Below are 18677 nucleotides of genomic sequence, written 5' to 3' on the forward strand. Positions count from 1 at the left end.
TTTCTATGGAATTTCTTGATTATTACAGTTTTATGTCTTGGAAGTTAGAAATGACATCGTGATATTTGCGGAAAATACTCGGCGTTATCTGCACTTTTTGGATATTATTCGGTAAAGTGCTTAGAGAATGTCTTGATACTGATAAAATAATGCTTAAATAAACTTGAATTGCTAAATATTAATGCTTTGAGCATTAAACTAAGTATTTAATAGAGTTTAGAAGCTGTAAGTATTGATTTTGTGTTATTTCAAGGTTTTCTCAACTTAAACAAACCATTTGGCTGGACTTCCCACGACTGCGTAGCGCGGGTGCGGAAATTGTTGCGCCTCAAACGTGTAGGACATGCAGGAACCTTAGATCCAGCAGCAACAGGGGTTTTACCGATCGCACTTGGTAAAGCCACAAGATTATTGCAATATCTGCCAGAAAACAAAGCTTACAAGGCTACCATTCGTTTGGGTGTGCGGACTACAACGGATGATTTAGAAGGTGAAATCATTAGTTCTCAAGCTTGTGCTGGATTGAGTTTGGCAGAGGTGAAAACTGCACTGGCACAATTTGAAGGCAAGATTGAGCAAATCCCACCAAATTATAGTGCAATTCAAGTGGATGGGAAACGTCTCTACGACTTAGCACGCCAAGGGAAAATGGTGGAAGTTCCAGTGCGAACAGTGGAAATTTTTCAGATAGATATTTTGGATTGGAGAGAAGGAGATTTTCCCGAATTGGATGTGGCGATCGCCTGTGGATCTGGTACATATATTAGAGCGATCGCTCGTGACTTAGGTGCAATCTTAGAAACTGGTGGCACTCTTGCGGCTTTGATCCGTACCCAAAGCAGTGGGTTCGATTTAACAGATAGTCTCACTTTTACCGACTTAGAAACTAAACTGCAAGGCGGGACGTTTCAACCTCTTGCCCCTGATGCAGCGTTACAACATTTGTTGTCTGTGACTTTACCAGCAACATCTGCTCAAAAATGGTGTCAAGGTCAGCGAGTTTCTCTGAACTCTGAGGTTACTGGGATAGTAAGAGTTTATCAAGAAGAGACTCACTTTTTAGGTGTTGGACAATTGCAAGATGAAGTGTTGATTCCGCAAATGGTTTTTGAACCAATTTCTTGAAGAAGAATTCAGGAGTGGAGCCGGAGACACTCCGCCTCCGGTAAGAATCAAGATGTTCTCTACAAGACGCTCCGTATAGCTTGCTTTATTCGCTGCAAGGGTACGCTGACTCGCATTGGTGTCAACTTAAGCTGAAAGCCTTTTCAAATCTCGTTTCCAGCCCAGACACTGGAAATGCACTTCAATTGCGGCTCTGCCGCCAGAAAGGGAGGCGGAGCCTCTAGGACAGCATTCCCAGTTGGAGCAGGGGAACGAGACAACGAGACAATATGTAAAAGCTGGTTCTAGGCTGGCTTTCACGCTATGCACCAGTTGCACGTAATTTAATTCTTAATTCTGACTCCTGAATTCTTTCTTGTTAAACTAAATAACTTGTATTTGGTACGATCGCAAAGAAGGCATACTCATACCAAGCAGTCCAGATGAAACTGCGAATCCATCGCTGACGCTTTTCGGGACTCAATTCATATTCAAACGCCCCACGAGATACATCAATGGAAGATAGATGAGAGTTGCAACCGCAGCCATGCTGATAAGTAAAACCGTATTTAGAAGCAATACTTTGCACCTTCATTTGAATAGCAAACACCTTACCTGCATGGAGTATGGCATCCCAAGAACGTTTGTGTTCGATATCGCGTTGGTCAAATCGCAAGGCACGTTCTTCAAAAACATGATCGCGGTAAATTGGGGCTAAATGCACGTGATAAAAGCTAGCAGGTAGTTCATAACCAAACTCATTGAACAAATCTATGCCAATACGAGCCACTTTTACTTCATCAGCGTAATCGATTCCTTTTGACTCCACATCACGGAGAATTTCTGCAAAGTTCGGATAGCTGTGTTTGAGAAAGTCTTGTCCAAAAAACTCTAGGGTTTCCCATGCTAGTTGTGCAAATAACTGGGAAAATGATGGTATTAGGTGAGCTAGTTGGGGGCGATCGCTAAATAAATCAACATCACCACGTTCTAATTTATACAAAAATAGCTGTGCCATCTCAACATAGCTTTGGGGTTGGGAAAGTCCGACACTCGTGGTTCCTCTAGCAATGTCTTGCCATATAGAAGGTAGTTGAGAAACATGAACCGCATTTTCTCCAGCAATGACTGCAACAGGAGGACATTCGAGAAGTTGCATCGACAATCTCCTTTAATACTTTAATGTGTAATTTACCTTAAGCGATCGCTAAATGTATCTTATGAACACAATAAAAAATGTTTGACAGACTGTCTTTTGACAACGAGCGCAATTTTATTCATAATTTTCGGGATATTGGGCATTAGTTATTTTAGGATAATTCATAATTCATAAATCAATTACCTATTCAAAGCATTCTTTTTACCCACCAGCTATTTTCCTATATATTTTCTCACCCTTAATTAACTCTTCATAGTACTGCTCATAAGAGGTGAACCTGATAGATTCTTGTCTTCCTAAACCCAAGATGCCAAAGGTGCAAAGGCTATTATAAAACAGTTCGTGTACTCGCTTTTGAAGTGTCTGATTAAAATATATGAGGACATTACGACAAAGAATCACATTAAACTCATTAAAAGAACTATCAGTGGCTAAATTGTGCTGGGCAAAAACAACATTTTCTCTTAGGGACGCTCGAAAAATAGCATTGTCATAAGCTGCTGTATAATATTCTGAGAAAGATTTCTTGCCGCCTGCTTTCAGATACAGGTGTGTATATTCCTGCATCATTTTCAGCGAGAAAATCCCATTTTTGGCATTTTGTAATACCTTCTCGTTCGTATCAGTGGCATATATGCGGCAACGGTGATAAAGTCCTTCTTCTTGCAGTAAAATTGCCATTGAATAGACCTCTTCACCAGTTGAACATCCAGCGTGCCAGATCCGAATAAATGGATAGGTTTGTAAGAAGGGAATAACCTGATGTCTGAAGGTATTATAAAAGCTGGGATCGCGAAACATTGATGTTACATTCACCGTCAGAGCAAGCAAAAATCTTTCTAAATAGGCGCGATTATGCAGTAACCGCTCTTGCAATGCAGAAATATTTGCTATCCCTTCTAATTGCATGAAGCCCTGAATACGGCGCTTAAGCGATGAAAGAGCATAATTGCGAAAGTCATAACCGTAGTACTGATACACACCTTCCAAGAGCAGGTGTATTTCTATGTCCTCCAAGATCGGTTTGGGCAGAGGCATAATATTCATAATTCATCGGTTTCAGTTTAACCAAGTGGCTTTTATTACTAAAACAGCGATCGCAATTATTGAAATTCCAGCTAGCCATCTAACCTGATAGCGCAGATTTTTTATTTCTTGGCTCAGGCTTTCTCTTTGTGGGATGGAATATGGTTCTAGTTGTACAACTTCAATAGCTACTTGTTCGGGTGTCTTTTGGGGATTTTCAAACGAGACTTGCGTGTGTAGCCAATTAGTAATCAGTTGCGGACAGTTCTTTTTAAACCAATTTAAAGCTATGATTCTAAAAACTGGTTTAGACATTCGGGCAATTAATTTCATCACCCTGTTTAAGGGTTTCAGCCGAAGCTTTTGATTAATCAAATTGACTGAACCAACATCATAAAGACAATCCAGAATTAGTTTTACAGTAGCTTCTTCACTGTTAATCAAGTTTTGCAGTAAAAGCAGAACATCACGCATACGCTCTGCTTCCGTATACTTTTCTGCCAAGTTTTCTGGAGGACTTACTGAAGGATTTACAGTTGGATTTACAGTTGGATTTAGGGTGTTTTGTCTTACTATCGTCATATTGGTAACATACCAGCCATAATAATCTCAGTACACCTATCTACCGAGAGAAAGATTTTTTATCTAGAGATAGAACCTAAAAGCCAAAATTCCTTCGTGAGAAACATGACTATATCGTGTTTGTAAAAAATCTGTTTGTCTAGTTCTAATAAATCTTTTATCTACTTCTGGATAAATAAATTTTTTTATTTAGATGCTAAGACTTCAATTTCTGAAATCACCCGTTCTAATTCCTCAATTATTACAGTGCTTTCAGTCTTTTTAAAGGCATCTACAAGCGCTCGATAATACCAAAGAGTACCTTCTTTACGCCCATGAAAACGCTCCCAAAGTGATTCGCCCAAAATGCGATAATCTTTGAGAATAGACTGGGCATTGTAAAGTTTATCCGCTGATGACACCAGCAGAACTGATGGGGAAGCAGTAGCAATATGAGCAATGTATGCCTCCTTGCGCTGTCGCCAAGGGGGTTTTGGAGTTGTATCAGCGTCAGTACAACCATCTACAATTGCCGTTACATTGTCACCAAAGCGACGGCGAATTTCTTCTCGTGTTGCAGCGCCACCTTGATCTTCGATCGCATCGTGTAAGAGAGCTGCGATCGCTTCATCTTCATTTGCGCCGTATTCTAAAGCAATACTGGCGACACCTAATAAGTGGGCAACATAAGGGACGCCTGAACCTTTACGAACTTGGTTAGCGTGTAGTTGGGTGGCGTAGGTAAGGGCTGCGGTAAAACGTTCTGAGAGCATTGTATAAAAAAGTTTTAGCAGTCAGAATAACTCAACTGAAATATTGGGATTGTGTCAATTTTATAACAAATCGCTCCAAGTGCAGAGGTCATAAAGGATAAAAAGGGTACGGAGGTAAAATTAAAATTTGAAATTTGAAATTAGATAGACAACGTTTAAATCTATATTCCATCGCCAGATAGATAAAACTCTGCTGTTAGTTTATTAAATTTACTCAAGGATGTGCTTTAAACTAGGAGTTAATTTAGATAATGGCAGACAATCCTGGATTAGGAGAGCAAGCGCTCAATAAAGCGGCAGAAATAGGATTATCTAGTCAATTAGATGAAGTCGAAAATTTAGATGTAGACATCAAGACAGACCCGCTGAAACTGGTTCAGGGAGAGGTGGATGAAGTCACGATTGAAGGTGAAGGTTTAGTTATGCAGAAAGACCTCCGTATGGAGGAATTGGAAATGCAAATGACTAATGTTGCCATTAATCCTCTAAGTGTGGCTTTTGGTAAAATTGAACTAACTAAACCAACTGAAGCTAATGCACAAGTTGTGTTAACCGAAGCTGATATCAATCGTGCTTTCAACTCAGAATATGTGCGATCGCAACTGCAAAGTCAAAAAATACATATTAACGGACAACTGACGACTATTGAACCTCAAAATGTAGATTTTCGATTACCGGGTAATGAGAAAGTAGCACTAAATGCCAGCATAAAATTAGTAGAAGCTGGTGAAAATCAGCAAGTTGCTTTTTCCGCAGTCCCCAGAATTAGCAGTAATGGAAAAAGTGTTGCTTTGGAAAATGTCGAGTATGGCGAAAGTGAGGAAATATCGCCAGAGTTGACAAAAGCTTTGATCGATCAAACTAGCGAAATTTTGAATCTAAGTAACTTTGATTTAGATGGCATGAGTCTGCAAGTCAACCAACTAAAAGTAGAAGTAGGCAAACTAATCCTACAGGCTGAAGCTTATGTGGAAAAAATTCCTTCAGCTTAAAAATGTAACGTTCATAAATTCAGGATACTAATAATGGAAACTACAGAAACAACGCAAACAGGTTCAACACCTTTTCCAAATATTCCACCAGTTATTGAAAGTAACGACAGTGAGTATCGTGATACTGGTGTACCCAGTACAGTTGCGATCGCCGGACATCCCCTACACCCCTTGAGCGTGATCTTTCCCATAGCATTTTTAGCTGCTGCCTTGGGAAGTGACATTGGTTATTGGTTAACTGGCGATTTCTTTTGGGCTAGGGCTTCGCTATGGTTAATCGGACTTGGATTAGGTGGAGGCATCCTTGCATCTGCGATCGGTCTGAGCGACTTTGTGAAAATTGAACGAGTCCGCAAGCGCACCGCCGGTTGGACGCATTTGATACTTAACGTTTCTATACTAGTTTTATCACTCGTTAACTTTCTCCTACGCTTGGGTGACGCTGAATCCCGAATCGTACCTTGGGGACTGTTAATCTCGCTTGTTGTCGGTACGCTAACCAGTGCTTCTGGTTGGTTCGGTGCTGAACTCTCTTATCGCCACAAAATTGGTGTAGTGGGTGGAGGTAGCAGAAGATATCCTTAAAGGATGTGTAAGGCAGTGTTTCGACTACGCTCAACAATCAGACAGGAGGCAGAAAGCAAGTGGTAACAGAGCGTAGTCGTACCACTTCGTGGAAGCAAGCTACGCGCAGCGTCTCGTAGAGAAGTGCAGCCTCTTGTAGAGAAGTGAGGCATGAAGATAGGAAAACGCAGCACTTAACAAGATAGTTGCCTGAAGCTACAAATCCAGTCACAGATTATTATTTACAGCTTCCGCTAAGAATATTTAGCAGTTATCGTTTGTATTTGATACAGTTTTGATACATCTTGTGGAATCGAAATAAGTCCGATCTAAAGCTTTTCTAAATTAAAAGTTGGGAGGATATTTTCCTTGCTCAGTAAGGCTTTTGAACCCATCTAACAATAAAAAATATAGCTTGTTTAATTAATAACTGTATACTTTATCTATGTGGTAAAAAAAATACATCCTGTTAAATACTAACTATTTATATACACAAACTTATAAAAATTGCAATTATACAAAAGGGTGAAATTGCAATATTGAATTTCATACTAAATTAAGTTTAAAAAAATGCGCGATCGCTAATTTTCAGACTTTAAAGTGTTTTAATAAAGTTATTACCGAAAGTTTAGAGAAGCAAAAACATGAAAGGTTTCAGGAAACTATCCTCAATAGCAGTGTTGCTATTTGCCTTTGTGTCTCCGCCCTCATTAGCTGAAGCGAAAGATATTTCTCTAAGTAATGTTCTGAATGAACAGAGCGTTGCGCCAGATGCCAACCTGGTTGGAAATAAAACCGGAGAGGTTTTGATTGCTCAACGGTGGTCAAGAAGATACCAGAACAGACGACGGCAGATAATCCGACGACGGCAGCCCTACGGACGATACCAGAGAATCCAACGACGGCAGCCTTATGGACGATACGAGAGAATCCAACGACGGCAGCCCTACGGACGATACGAGAGAATCCAACGACGGCAGCGTTTTGGAGAACGCCAGATTATAGAACGACGGCAGCCCTACGGACGATACCAGATTATCCGCCGACGCTATTAGAGATAGCAGTGAAAACTACGTAGACATAATACCCTTCTCTTAACCGAAAGGCTGCGCGTAGCTTGCTTCCAGAAAGTGCTATGGGAAGGCTCCAGCTACATGAATTTTGCCTACTAAGGATTTCGGATAAGGCAGATAATTAGTTTTTAAAGATGTCTATTGAGGAATGGTGATACAAATAGGCCAATTGTTAATAGGATATCTGGTGAAAAAGAATGTAGAGATGCAGTGCTGGTAAATCTCTACAAGGGTTTTGAATAGCACATATTTAATTTCACCAGATGTCTAATGGTTAGTAGTTGTTCTATTAATCACTAACCATTAACTATAGTGGCTCACTCCAGCCTGGGATTAATCGCTGGTATCACCTTGAAATTGGCGATTTTCCAAGGTTGTATCATCAAGATTTGTTGCTGAGATGAAAATTCAGTACTGTCAGAGCGCTCTAATAAATCTACTGTATTTCCAAGATTTAACCCTAAATCACTTTGCAAAGATAACTCGGCTGTTTCTCCGTGAGATTCATAACATCGCAGAATTAACTGCTGTGGATCGTCTTCAGATGGCTTCAAGGCCATCAAAATTAAATTTTCAGCTGATAAATCTAGGAAACTTACTCCTTCAATAGTGCCAGTAGCGGAGGGTTGAGCCAGCGGCCAATTGAATATCACTTGCAACGGTATATTCAATTCATAGCCACGCCGTACTGTATGGGCTGATTCCCAACTATCAGCATGAGGATACAAGGTATATTTGAACTCGTGAAAACCTCGGTCAGCTTTTGAGTCTGGCCAATTAGAACTGCGTAGCAGTGTTAGGCGGAGTTGATTTGGTTTGCTGTCATAACCGTATTTACAATCATTGAGCAAACTGACACCATAACGATTTTGGATTGCGGTATCTGTGTGTGTGTCTTCTGCTGTTAAATCAGCCCAACGCAAAGCAGGAACTTCCCATTTTGCTTGTTCTGCGGGGGTTTGCGGTTTAGTTGGACGGCGAATCGCGCCACAGGGAATTTCATAAGTAGCAAAGTCGGCTTCAATATTTAGAGGAAAAGCAGCTTTCACTAATACATGATTTTCTTGCCAATTGACAGTTGTAGCAATGTTCAGCAGAGGTGAACCAGCTTGCAGAATATAGTCTTGGCAAAATTCCGATTCACCCAACTGACGCACCACGCGCACACGACTTTGCACCGGGCCTTGTTCTAACCACTGAATAGATTGAAGATTTGTTGAGGGTAAGGGATGTTGAGCATAATTGGGGTCTATATTCCAAGCATCCCAATATTGCCCACTGTCTTTAAAAGCTTGCAGTTGATTCCCCGCCCCACTCAAAACTTCTCGCTGATAAGTTTTGTCAAAAACACTTGATAAATCTCCGGTGTCAGGATCTATAACAACTCGCAAGAATTCATTTTCTAAAATCCAGTCTGGGAAAAGTGGGGGAGATGAGGGAGAGACGCGATTAATCTCGTCTGTAGTGGAGAGTGAAGGGGAAAGCCAAAATATGCGGTAGCCTACGGGGGGAATTTCGGTAGCGAGAAATAGTATGGTTGATGGTTCAGATAATTGGGAGACTAGCTGGTTTCCAGAAGCATCGTAAATCTGCCATCCTTGGGTATTTGTTGGTGGTGTGGGTAAGGCTACAGAGATTACCTCAGAACGTTGCCAATTGAGAGAATTGAAAACAAAAATAGGCAGACTATCGGGTTTTGGTGGTTCTGATAGGGTAATGTGAGATGCGATCGCTAAAAGTGATTCTTGTAATATTTTCGTTCCCACTTCTTCCACTTGCTGCCATTGGGGCAACGCATCTGTGTAAACTTGGGTAATTGAAGAGCCAGGTAAAATATCGTGAAACTGTTGAAATAACACCTGCTTCCAAGCTGCTTCGATTTCTGCTTTAGGATATGTCATACCACAGCTTACAGTTGCCAAGGTAGCAAATAGTTCAGCTTGATATAATAAATTTTCACAACGACGATTCCAGCGTTTTTGATCTGCGTGGGTAGTGTAGCAACCGCGATGAAATTCTAAGTATAGTTCGTCATTCCAAGTAGGGAATGACAGAGAATCATCACTACTGTCTTCTGCCTCACTTCGACTCCTTTCGACTTCGCTCAAGGCAAGTCGCTCAGTGACCACCTGCCTTCTGACTTCTGCCTCCTGCCTCCTGCCTCCTGCCTCACTTCGACTACGCTCAGTGACCACCTGTCTCCTGCCTCCTTTACTGATTTGCTGTAAATACTTTTCAGCCGTCGTAAATTCTAAGTCTGGGAAGAAAGGTGACTTTTGCCAGCGTTGGGCGGTTTCTAACATATCACGGGTGGGGCCGCCGCCGTGGTCGCCGACACCGGGAAGCCAGAGGGATTCTGGTAAACCAGTTTGAGTTTGCCATTCAAGAGCATAAGTTGCCATTTTAACTGGGTCTATAGCTTCACCGATGGGTGCAGACATCAAACTAAAGACTTCACTGCCATCAGGCGATCGCCACCAAAAAGCCCCATAATCAAATTTAGTAGTATCATTCCACCGCAACTTCTGCGTCACAAAATACTCAATTCCGGCATTAGCGAAAAACTGCGGTAAAGTTGCACAGAAACCAAAAGAATCTGGAACCCATTCTACAGTTGAAAACTTGCCAAATTTCTCCTGGATATAGCGCTGACCATACAATAACTGACGGACTATTGATTCACCTGCAATTAGGTTGAGTTCAGGTTCCACCCACATTCCGCCGACAACTTCCCAACGTCCGGCGGCTACCTGTGCTTGAATTGCCCTAAACAAATCCGGGCGATGTTCTTCAATCCAAGCATAAAGTGCGGGACTTGAATGACAGAAAATTAACTCAGGAAAATCTGCTTGCAACTTCAGAACCGACTCAAAAGTATTTTGCGCCGCATTCCAAGTTTCACTCACAGGCCATAGCCATGCTAAATCTAAGTGAGCATGACCCAGTAAAAAAATTTTAGATTTTTGATCCCCCCAACCCCCCTTCAAAAGCAGGGGGGCTAAGAGGTCGGATTGAATTAGGTTTTGGCGTAGGGACAAAAACGATCTTACTAACTCTTCCTCGGTGTCCTCTGCGCCTCTGTGGTTCGTAACCTCCCCCACCATCGCCGCCAAAACATCCAACCTCTCCAGCGCAAATTTTTCCAAATAAAGTTGCACCACAGCTAACTCATCAGCCACAAAACCCGGATCGGGATTATTATCAACATAAGACTCATAAACTAGGAGCGATCGCACTAAAGCACCATCACAATGTCCCGGACTCACTAACCGCAAAGCCACAGTGAATTCTTCCCCTGGCGTCACCCCCTGACTGAGAAGCACTCTCGGCGAACAATCAAATAAATCACCCTCCAGCACTAACTCGCCATTTACATAAATCTCAGCAGAATCCGCCCACCAAACCAGCGCCAGCCGCAAAGACAACCCCGCCAAGGGATAACCGTGTAAATCTTGGGGAACCACTAATCTTTGCACTAGCCATAGCACTTTTTTCCCGCCCGTCCAAGCAATATGTTCTTTAGCATTCAACTGGACAGGTTGCCAATAAGACAAATCAGCAGCTACAACATCAGTAATAACTAGGTCAGATTCCTGATACAGCCACGTAGACTGAAGATTAACTTGACAAAAAGAGCGCAGTTGCTCAATTGCTTGTGAGATAAATTTGGTCTGGGATTGAGAGACAGTCGGGGTCATATATTCGCTAAGATGAGGTGTTGGTCGTTTTTATTGTTTGGCGCGAGTCTCACAACTTAACAAGACTTGAACTAAAAAATTACTACTATGTCTTCTGGTTCCTCTGGTCGTTATCAAAGCAGACTATTTAACTTTGTCCACCAGCAATCTCGGCGGGTGACACAACAGTGGGAACACACCTTCCGGCATTTGCAAGTCGCCACTAAGTGGGGTGTCGAGGTACTACTTTACCCAGTGTATCTACTGTTTCAGTCATCTGAATCATCTGGGAAAACGCTACATACTAAAGAACCACAAACTAGATTAAAGTTACAACCAAATGATACCGATTTTCAGCCTGAAACTCTACCTAATGCTGATAGTCCCATTCAAAACGTACTAGAGGCAGTCAATTACCTGTCATCAGATGAACCCGCCTCCACTCCTACGAAAGCATCTGCACATTTCAATCCCTTGGCTTTATTGGGAGTTTTTCGGCTGAAATTGGTTGAAAATAACTCTAGTCTTACTCAATCATCAAATATTACGGCTAATCAAGCTGTCAGTCTCAACCCTTCACAATTAGACAATGCCCTTCAACAGCGTCTGCCAATAGTGCGAGGAATTGCCACAAATTTGATGAATCGAAATTTAGTACTTGTTACTGCCGACAATGAAATTCTAGATATCTTAACACCCGAACAACAGGCAAAATTAGAAGACCGAATTATTAACGAAGTTGCTAATTACTGGCAGTCCTGGCGTTTCATTATAGCTAAAAAAGAAACGCAGCTATTACCACAAATTGACCGATTATTAGCAAAACTCACTGACGTAAATCCAGCTAAAATTCCAGTTTTAGCTGAGGGTATACCAAAAAATTTACTCAATACAGATAGATTTTTAGCATTTCTAGATATAGCCGTTGCTAAGTTGGAATCGAATGCTTTAGTCCCAGTGCAAGAACGCAGCCAGGAAATTGTCCAAGTTGCCCAAACTCAGTTAAACATATTTCTTTATGGCAAAGAGCAATTAGCTGCCAAAGGAGAAATTGCCCCTAACGCTGATGGTTTAGAAACTCATTCACAGAATTTTCAGGCTTTGATTGAGGCGGCGCTGAATTACTTTTTTGGTGTTGGTAATAGAAAAACACTTGAGACAACAATTAGTAATGAGAAATTGCCAGGTAAACTCTTTTCGTCACGCTTTAGAAAAGCCTTATCCAAAAGCCCTCTGGGAGAGAACCAGGATTTCACAAACGATCCTTGGCTAACGTGGAATGATTTATTTGGTAACACCGAAACCGTTGCTGACAAGCCAGTTACACTTTCTGGGAGGAAAAATCCTGCTTTAGCCCCAAGTTTATCAATAAGGCATTTTCCACAAAATAATTTGAGTGTAAAACAACCTAAATTCGGATCTGGTTTGGTACAAAGAAAACAACCAAGTAGTAATCTCGCCTCAAGTCAAAAAACATCTGGAAAAGTCGCCTTTGTAAAACAAACTCAAACCGGTATTTCCCAAACTAAAAGCGAGAGTCGTAACGGGGAAATGTTGAAACCACAGTTTCACCAAAGCAGTCAAGTTGAGGCGCAGCCAGACTGGATAGAAACGAAAGCAACTTTAACTGGCTATGAAAAGCACCCCTTAGAGCAACTTTTGGAATGGCTTGATTATGTTATGGTCTGGCTAGAAGAGAGATTTGTCAAGATTTTTCAGTCGTTGCGGCAGCTGTGGCAAGGGAAATAATACTAATTCGTAATTCGTAATTCGTAATTCGTAATTTGTAATTCGTGATTAAGACTTGTCAGATTGCATCTAGGTTTCCAGGTTTATATCTGTAGCCTAATTTTGGATAATTTGTATAAGCTGGCAGATATTTTTGAATAAACTATTATAATAGTAACAATTTTTCAAGTTAAGGATAATCAAGATTATCTATAATGTTATTGGTGGCTGTCTAAGTGAAAATTATTGTTTACTGTAAATACTTCAATTTCAAAAATCCATTAGATAAACCGAAAATTGAGACGTTTGTGGTAAATCTGCCTCAAATCCCTAAGATAGGTGAAACAATTGTAGTCGAAAGAATTTCACCCCAAAAGCAGTTTGTAATTATCTTTGAATATATTGTGACAGCAGTGCAATTTAATGCATCTAGGGAATCAGCTGATTCAGCAGATGCCCAGGTAAGTGCATTTTTGAACCACTGTTGGGAGGGAACATCAAATTTCAAAGTTACAAACTTTTTAGAAAAATAATTTCTTACCACAATATATGATTGAGTAAATAACGTAACAGCTTTAATCCGGTTGGTTCGGGGTAATCGGTTGGCAACAAAGCCAGCATTGCATTTTGCAATTTTTCCAAAGCAATGTCTACTTCCTGGCGCTTTGGTCTAGTTTTTTGGGGAAAGTGTAACGGTTCGCCTACCCGAATTGTTAACTCTTTTCCCAAATAGAGATCGTGAGTTCCAATCAGCGCAACTGGAATAATCGGTACACCAGCCCGCAAGGCATAAATTACCGTCCCGCGTTTTAAGGGAAGATGCAATTGAGCTTCAGCAGTTCCTAGTCTTCCTTCAGGAAAGAGAATCATCCCATCCCCACGAGTCAAAATTGCCAGAATAATCCGGTCTATCTGTCGCAGTGTATGCATGTCTTCCCCTGTGGGTACTGTCTGTTTAATTGCTGCGGCTAGCTCAACTAAATCTTGCCTTCCTGCTTTAGCCGCTTCTATGACAGCAATTTCTTCTTTCCACACCCGTTCCAAAGGAATCACGCCTCCTGCAAAATCCAGGATGAAGCGCTTCCACCACTTGTTATAGAGGGTACGAGCATCGCCCAGGATGTAATAGTAAGGTTGGGTAGGGAGTTCAGCTAGGAGGAGTAAAGGATCGATGTGGTGGAGATGGTTGACTGCTAGAATTGCAGGTTTCTGAGGTATCCTGTCGAGGTGTTCGACCGTTACTTTGAAAAAGGAATGGATAAGCGATCGCATTACAAAGCGACGCAGCCCTGAGTTTGCTCTAGATTCAAAATGCCCTTGACTAATGGCTTCGAGACGATTGAGAGTTTTTTCGATCATCTGGCGAACAGCGCGATCGCTAGCCGCAGCTACACCCTCTTTTACTCGCTTGATTGCAGCAGCACTCAAGGGTGGCAAAGTTTCTAATTGTGTATTATCTTCCTGCTGATGGCTAGATTTTGAATTGGAAGTTACCCCATCAGCTAGGTCTTGCCGAACAGATTCCCTAGAATAACTTTTGATAACACCCTCTTTGAATTCATAAAATAATCGTAATTCTTGAGGTTATATTATTAACCAACCCACGGTTAGAAGTTGTGGAATCATTTTCAGGATATTTTAACTACATGAGAGTAACTCAATTAACTCTAATTACTCTATTAGATGTTAACTTTTTAGTAGCTTGTTGGGAAAATACGTAAAAAATTAACCAGATGATTGACCGTAGCGATCGCCTAGCTTCTCGTAAAGAAGGCAGATTTCCAGGTGTTGGAGGACTTGAACTGTATTACCAAAGCTGGCATCCAGAGGGTAAAGTCCGGGCAATATTAGCTATTGTGCATGGACTTGGAGCGCATAGCGATCGCTACAGTAATGTAATTGAGCAGTTGATACCCAAGCAATACACTATCTACGCCTTAGATTTGCGCGGTCATGGACGCTCACCAGGTCAGCAAGGCTATATCAACGCTTGGAGTGAGTTTCGTGAAGACTTGGGAGCTTTTTTACAGTTAATTCAGACTCAGAATCCTGGATGTCCAGTTTTTCTCTTGGGTCACAGTTTAGGCGGGGTGATTGTCTTAGATTACATTCTGCGCTATCCCCAACAAGCATCATTATTGCAGGGAGCGATCGCTCTTGCGCCAACCTTGGGGAAAGTTGGGGTTTCACCGATTCGGGTACTTTTAGGAAAAATGCTCTCACGGGTGTGGCCGCGTTTCACCCTGAATACAGGCATTGACACCAGTACTGCTTCACGAGATCCGCAGGTTGTAGCTGCGATCGCTCAGGATACAATGCGACATACCCTTGCTACTGCCCGTCTAGCTACAGAATTCTTTGCAACAGTTGATTGGATTAATGCTCACGCAGGTGATTGGCAATTACCATTGTTGATTTTGCACGGTGGCGCAGACCGAGTGGCTTTGCCAGGCGGAAGCGACATCTTTTGCCAACGGGTAAAGTATACAGATAAGCTGAGAATCGAGTATCCAGAAGCTTATCACGAAATTCAGCGTGACCTCAATTATCGGGAGGTAATGGCTGATTTGGAAGATTGGTTAGAGCGACATCTAGCACCTGAAACAGCGCAGTTAGGAAGGGGAAGTGGTGAGTTAGAGTTTCCCAGTTTTTAGCTTTCAGTACAGAGGCTTGATTACTCTATCGTCAAGCAATGCATAGGCGTAGCGTGTCGTAGTCCCAAAGCTTGAGGATATGAATAATGCAATATGCCAAGGTATAGAGAATTTATTGCATAGTCGCAGTTGATACGAATATTGTTGTAAGACTGTTGACCCAAGATGATGAATTAGAATTCAACAAAAGTCTAAAAATTTTCAAGGCTTAAGATGTTTTTATAGCAAATACGGTGAAGTTGGAGTTGGTATTATTTACAAATCAAGCTTAAGCTGTATTGGCTCTTTCTGCTCAGGCTGCGGTTTTGCATCAGAGGGTTTTAAAGAAGTTACTTTGGAGTCATCGCTTGCAGGTATATCTATATCTTGGGTCAAGGTTGTATGTTGTTTGGCATCTTCAATTAAGTCTACAGGTACTTTGACATCTTTGGTCAAGATATAGTAAGCACTACGTCCTCCAATCCCCATTTGGCATAGCAGTCCTCGACGGGCAAGTTTACTCAGTAAGTAGGTCGCTTGTCCACCATTGATGCGGCATAACTCAGCTGTTTGTGTTCGTGTAATACGTTCATGCTTACTTATGTATTGCACAATCATCTGTTCCATCTGTAGTTCTTCAAAACCACGACGGCGAACGTATGCTGCTGGACGACCCATTTGGCGATAAACTGAGGCACTAAGATGGTACTCTCGTTGCCGTGCAGTCTTGATTCGCTCTACCAAACCATTCTCCATCAATTCTTCAAGGACGCGGCGAGCATTGGACTCTCCTTTTTGAGTCAGACGCCCTGCTTCAACGATATTTATTTCTCCTTCTTGCCTAAGATAATTGAGGAGTATTAGTTCATCCAAGGTAAGCAGCCGTTTTAGTCGCCTCTCCTCAGCTAAAATAATTTTCACAAAATCTAAATCAGCTTTTCCACCAGGTAGCCGAACAATGACATTTGAATTGGTAGTAGCGGAATAATCTGGCAGTGGATGTCCAGTGCGTAATTGACCAGAATATATAAGTCCAATTCCACGACCAGTACGTTCTACCAAACCTATTCGCTTGAAGATATCAGCGAGTAATGGATTTCTTGGTAAAGGGCCGCTAACTAATAAAGAATCCAATTGAATGCCTTCAACAAAACCCCCTGGATTTCTAATAACTAACGCATCATCGTGTGTCTGAATATGAACTGCTCCTATACGATTGTAATCGCGGTGGGTAAGTGCATTATTAACAGCTTCTCGAAATGCACGTGGATCATAAGCTGGAACACCTACACGAAAGAGGTCAACTGTTAATTCATTTTCTTCATTTCGTAAGCTAAATGCTTCCATAATGCGCTCAAAAACGCGCAACAAAGGCCAGCGATAAAATTCATTGATTGCAACATCTTGACCCCTTAACACTTGAAAAGCTACTTCGTGCGTCGGAACTTGCTCACTCAAGACACTTTCTCGCCCAATAACAAGTAAACCCGCAAGTGTTGGTACTAAATCATCTCCCCGTACAAAACCCAAAGCTTGTGCTAATTCCCGGTCAGATAAATCTTGAAGCGATATATCGCCACGATATTCACTTAGCAATCGCCGGAGACGAACAAACTCAAGTGGATCAAGGTCATCCCAGGTAGTTCCAGTTATCAGCCGTGCTGTCACATCACGCTGACCTCGGTCAGCATACCAAGTATCTATTTCACTCGCATAAAGTGGTTGGCATTGAGGTTTTCCACGCGTATCTAATCGACGTATCAGCGTTCGACCATTGCTTGTTGATACCAATTGCGGTGCAGTGGGTACGTTTATTACAGCCACGCGTCCTTCAGGCAAATCAATCATTGCCGTTTCTACGGACAGAGATGGTGTTGTTTTACTTGCTATCAAAGCAGACAACAAACCTGGAGAAGATTCTGCAAGCTTTTGATTTAAGCCTGTTATACAACCATCATCCTCCACACCAATAACTAGTTTGCCACCATGCTTGTTAGCAAGGCATACTACAGCTTCTACCAATTCATTCTCAGGTAGTGGTTTGCGATCGCTTTTAAACTCTACAGTCAGAGTTTCGCCATCACCTATGAGTTTTATGAGTATTTCTGGAGTTATCATGCCTATAGTATCCTAGCGATCGCATGTTGAAAAATAACAACTACAGTGTTGTTGGATCAACCGCTACAATTCCTTCAGACGCATAACGAATGAAATCTTTAGTATTGAATGTCAAAATATGCGTCACACTATTTGCCTTCATATTAGCAACGAGACGAGCATCATGCACTTGGACACCTGACACACTGAATGCAACAACAAGCTTACGCCACTCAGGGTAAATAGTAGGCATATCAGGCAACAATGGAAAGAGGCGTTCAATCAGTCGCAGCAGCCTATCTGCATCTGTTGGTGTTAAGCCAAATCCGTTTTTGCTGGTCTTGTAGCAACATTCCAAAACTCAACGCAGTTTTGCACGGTGATTTGCAGTGTATGCCCATCGCGTCGCAGTTTTCGGATCGCAGTTCGTATTATTGGGTGTAGTGGGTGAGTGCGATCTACAAAACGCAGTAGGATGTTAGTGTCTATGAGGTATACCACTGCTAAGGATGATCCTCATAAATACTCTCACGAGTCACAGCATAATCTGACAGCACTGCTAAATTTGACCCAACACATAGCGCAAATTCGTCAGCTAACTTATCTGCAACGACTTCAAACTCCTCATTGTTCAGTTGACCCTGTGTCTGAAGCTTTGCCATCAACTGAGCGCATTTTCCTTCTTGGCTTTTGCACTGTTGATCTTGAAAGATTAGCTCTTGAAGATATTCACTGGCTGAACTATAACCGCCTTTAGCTACTTGTTCTTCGACAAAGACTTTCATCGACTCAGGTAAGGAAATCTGAATGTTAGTCATACCTTAAGATATCTGGTGGGCGATTTTATCTACTACGTTAGCATTGCGATCACATCTACTTCTATCAAACAGGCGATCGCACCTTCAAATGTAGAGTCAATTGTTTGTATTATCCGAAAAATATATTGTTGAGGATTGAGAGTTTTTTTCAACCAAAATAGGTTCTCCCTTTACTCCTCCACGAGTAAGAGTACAAATCTTATAAAGGTTTTCACACGCAAAGATTGCTAGAACTAGCTCTTTCCCTGTTTGGTAAGAGGATGGTAAAGCTTTTCCTACCTCGCATTCCATATCAATTTCGCGATCGCGCCACTGTAACTTCCAAATACGCTTTTCGGTTATTGGTGCTTTAAGAGACTGAGCAAGAGCACTATAAACCTGCTCTGCTTTGATATCATCCTTGGCTGCTGGCACAAAAAACTTCATAGGCTGAGGTTACAAATAACGTAGGTTTCATTAGCATCAGCGTAAC

At 41.7% G+C, this 18677-nt stretch carries 17 protein-coding genes; 7 read left to right on the forward strand and 10 right to left on the reverse strand.

What is annotated here, in order from left to right; genetic code table 11:
• Positions 1 to 240 precede the first annotated feature (240 nt).
• Entirely contained in the window at positions 241 to 1125 is an 885-nt protein-coding gene (truB, locus tag AC1F2U_RS14170; RefSeq protein ID WP_480261697.1) for a tRNA pseudouridine(55) synthase TruB, read from the forward strand.
• 358 nt (positions 1126 to 1483) lie between these two features.
• Here truB and AC1F2U_RS14175 read toward each other — a convergent pair whose 3' ends face one another.
• The 4 genes from AC1F2U_RS14175 to AC1F2U_RS14190 form a co-directional block, all read right to left on the reverse strand.
• Complete coding sequence (locus AC1F2U_RS14175) at positions 1484 to 2263, reverse strand: hypothetical protein (RefSeq protein WP_480261698.1); 780 nt, start codon at positions 2261 to 2263, stop codon at positions 1484 to 1486.
• Positions 2264 to 2464: 201 nt separating this feature from the next.
• Positions 2465 to 3301: a CheR family methyltransferase gene (locus AC1F2U_RS14180; protein ID WP_480261842.1), complete on the reverse strand. Its 837-nt coding sequence runs from the start codon at positions 3299 to 3301 to the stop codon at positions 2465 to 2467.
• A 21-nt stretch (positions 3302 to 3322) separates the two neighbouring features.
• Positions 3323 to 3871: a hypothetical protein gene (locus AC1F2U_RS14185; RefSeq protein ID WP_480261699.1), complete on the reverse strand. Its 549-nt coding sequence runs from the start codon at positions 3869 to 3871 to the stop codon at positions 3323 to 3325.
• Positions 3872 to 4056: 185 nt separating this feature from the next.
• Positions 4057 to 4623 (reverse strand): HD domain-containing protein, encoded by a 567-nt coding sequence (locus AC1F2U_RS14190; RefSeq protein ID WP_480261700.1) that lies wholly within the window; start codon positions 4621 to 4623, stop codon positions 4057 to 4059.
• Between the two features lie 251 nt (positions 4624 to 4874).
• On the opposite strand from AC1F2U_RS14190, the gene AC1F2U_RS14195 reads away from it, so the two are divergent.
• From AC1F2U_RS14195 to AC1F2U_RS14205, 3 genes are all read left to right on the forward strand, one after another.
• Positions 4875 to 5615, forward strand: a complete 741-nt coding sequence (locus tag AC1F2U_RS14195; RefSeq protein WP_480261701.1) for an LmeA family phospholipid-binding protein — start codon at positions 4875 to 4877, stop codon at positions 5613 to 5615.
• A gap of 33 nt (positions 5616 to 5648) precedes the next feature.
• Entirely contained in the window at positions 5649 to 6200 is a 552-nt protein-coding gene (locus AC1F2U_RS14200) for a DUF2231 domain-containing protein (RefSeq protein ID WP_292729525.1), read from the forward strand.
• A gap of 623 nt (positions 6201 to 6823) precedes the next feature.
• Positions 6824 to 7234, forward strand: coding sequence for a hypothetical protein (locus AC1F2U_RS14205; RefSeq protein ID WP_480261702.1), 411 nt, complete (start codon positions 6824 to 6826; stop codon positions 7232 to 7234).
• Positions 7235 to 7569: 335 nt separating this feature from the next.
• Here AC1F2U_RS14205 and AC1F2U_RS14210 read toward each other — a convergent pair whose 3' ends face one another.
• Positions 7570 to 10950 carry an alpha-mannosidase gene (locus AC1F2U_RS14210; RefSeq protein WP_480261703.1) on the reverse strand — a complete coding sequence of 1127 codons (3381 nt, stop codon included), beginning with the start codon at positions 10948 to 10950 and terminating at the stop codon, positions 7570 to 7572.
• Between the two features lie 87 nt (positions 10951 to 11037).
• On the opposite strand from AC1F2U_RS14210, the gene AC1F2U_RS14215 reads away from it, so the two are divergent.
• Positions 11038 to 12678, forward strand: a complete 1641-nt coding sequence (locus AC1F2U_RS14215) for a hypothetical protein (protein ID WP_480261704.1) — start codon at positions 11038 to 11040, stop codon at positions 12676 to 12678.
• Between the two features lie 215 nt (positions 12679 to 12893).
• Positions 12894 to 13190 carry a hypothetical protein gene (locus AC1F2U_RS14220; RefSeq protein ID WP_322713521.1) on the forward strand — a complete coding sequence of 99 codons (297 nt, stop codon included), beginning with the start codon at positions 12894 to 12896 and terminating at the stop codon, positions 13188 to 13190.
• A 4-nt stretch (positions 13191 to 13194) separates the two neighbouring features.
• On the opposite strand, the gene AC1F2U_RS14225 is transcribed toward AC1F2U_RS14220, so the two are convergent.
• Positions 13195 to 14085: a lysophospholipid acyltransferase family protein gene (locus AC1F2U_RS14225; protein WP_480261705.1), complete on the reverse strand. Its 891-nt coding sequence runs from the start codon at positions 14083 to 14085 to the stop codon at positions 13195 to 13197.
• A 305-nt stretch (positions 14086 to 14390) separates the two neighbouring features.
• On the opposite strand from AC1F2U_RS14225, the gene AC1F2U_RS14230 reads away from it, so the two are divergent.
• Positions 14391 to 15311 carry an alpha/beta hydrolase gene (locus AC1F2U_RS14230; protein WP_480261706.1) on the forward strand — a complete coding sequence of 307 codons (921 nt, stop codon included), beginning with the start codon at positions 14391 to 14393 and terminating at the stop codon, positions 15309 to 15311.
• 255 nt (positions 15312 to 15566) lie between these two features.
• Here the strand turns inward: AC1F2U_RS14230 and AC1F2U_RS14235 are convergent, their stop codons facing one another.
• The 4 genes from AC1F2U_RS14235 to AC1F2U_RS14250 form a co-directional block, all read right to left on the reverse strand.
• Complete coding sequence (locus AC1F2U_RS14235; RefSeq protein ID WP_480261707.1) at positions 15567 to 17408, reverse strand: RNA-binding domain-containing protein; 1842 nt, start codon at positions 17406 to 17408, stop codon at positions 15567 to 15569.
• 294 nt (positions 17409 to 17702) lie between these two features.
• Positions 17703 to 17888, reverse strand: coding sequence for a type II toxin-antitoxin system VapC family toxin (locus AC1F2U_RS14240; RefSeq protein WP_480261708.1), 186 nt, complete (start codon positions 17886 to 17888; stop codon positions 17703 to 17705).
• Positions 17889 to 17890: 2 nt separating this feature from the next.
• The gene (locus AC1F2U_RS14245; RefSeq protein WP_480261709.1) at positions 17891 to 18205 is read right to left on the reverse strand and encodes a ribbon-helix-helix domain-containing protein; all 315 of its coding nucleotides are present in this window, start codon (positions 18203 to 18205) and stop codon (positions 17891 to 17893) included.
• 96 nt (positions 18206 to 18301) lie between these two features.
• The gene (locus AC1F2U_RS14250; protein WP_480261710.1) at positions 18302 to 18631 is read right to left on the reverse strand and encodes a hypothetical protein; all 330 of its coding nucleotides are present in this window, start codon (positions 18629 to 18631) and stop codon (positions 18302 to 18304) included.
• Between the last annotated feature and the right edge of the window lie 46 nt (positions 18632 to 18677).

The organism is Nostoc sp. LEGE 12454, assembly GCF_056620565.1.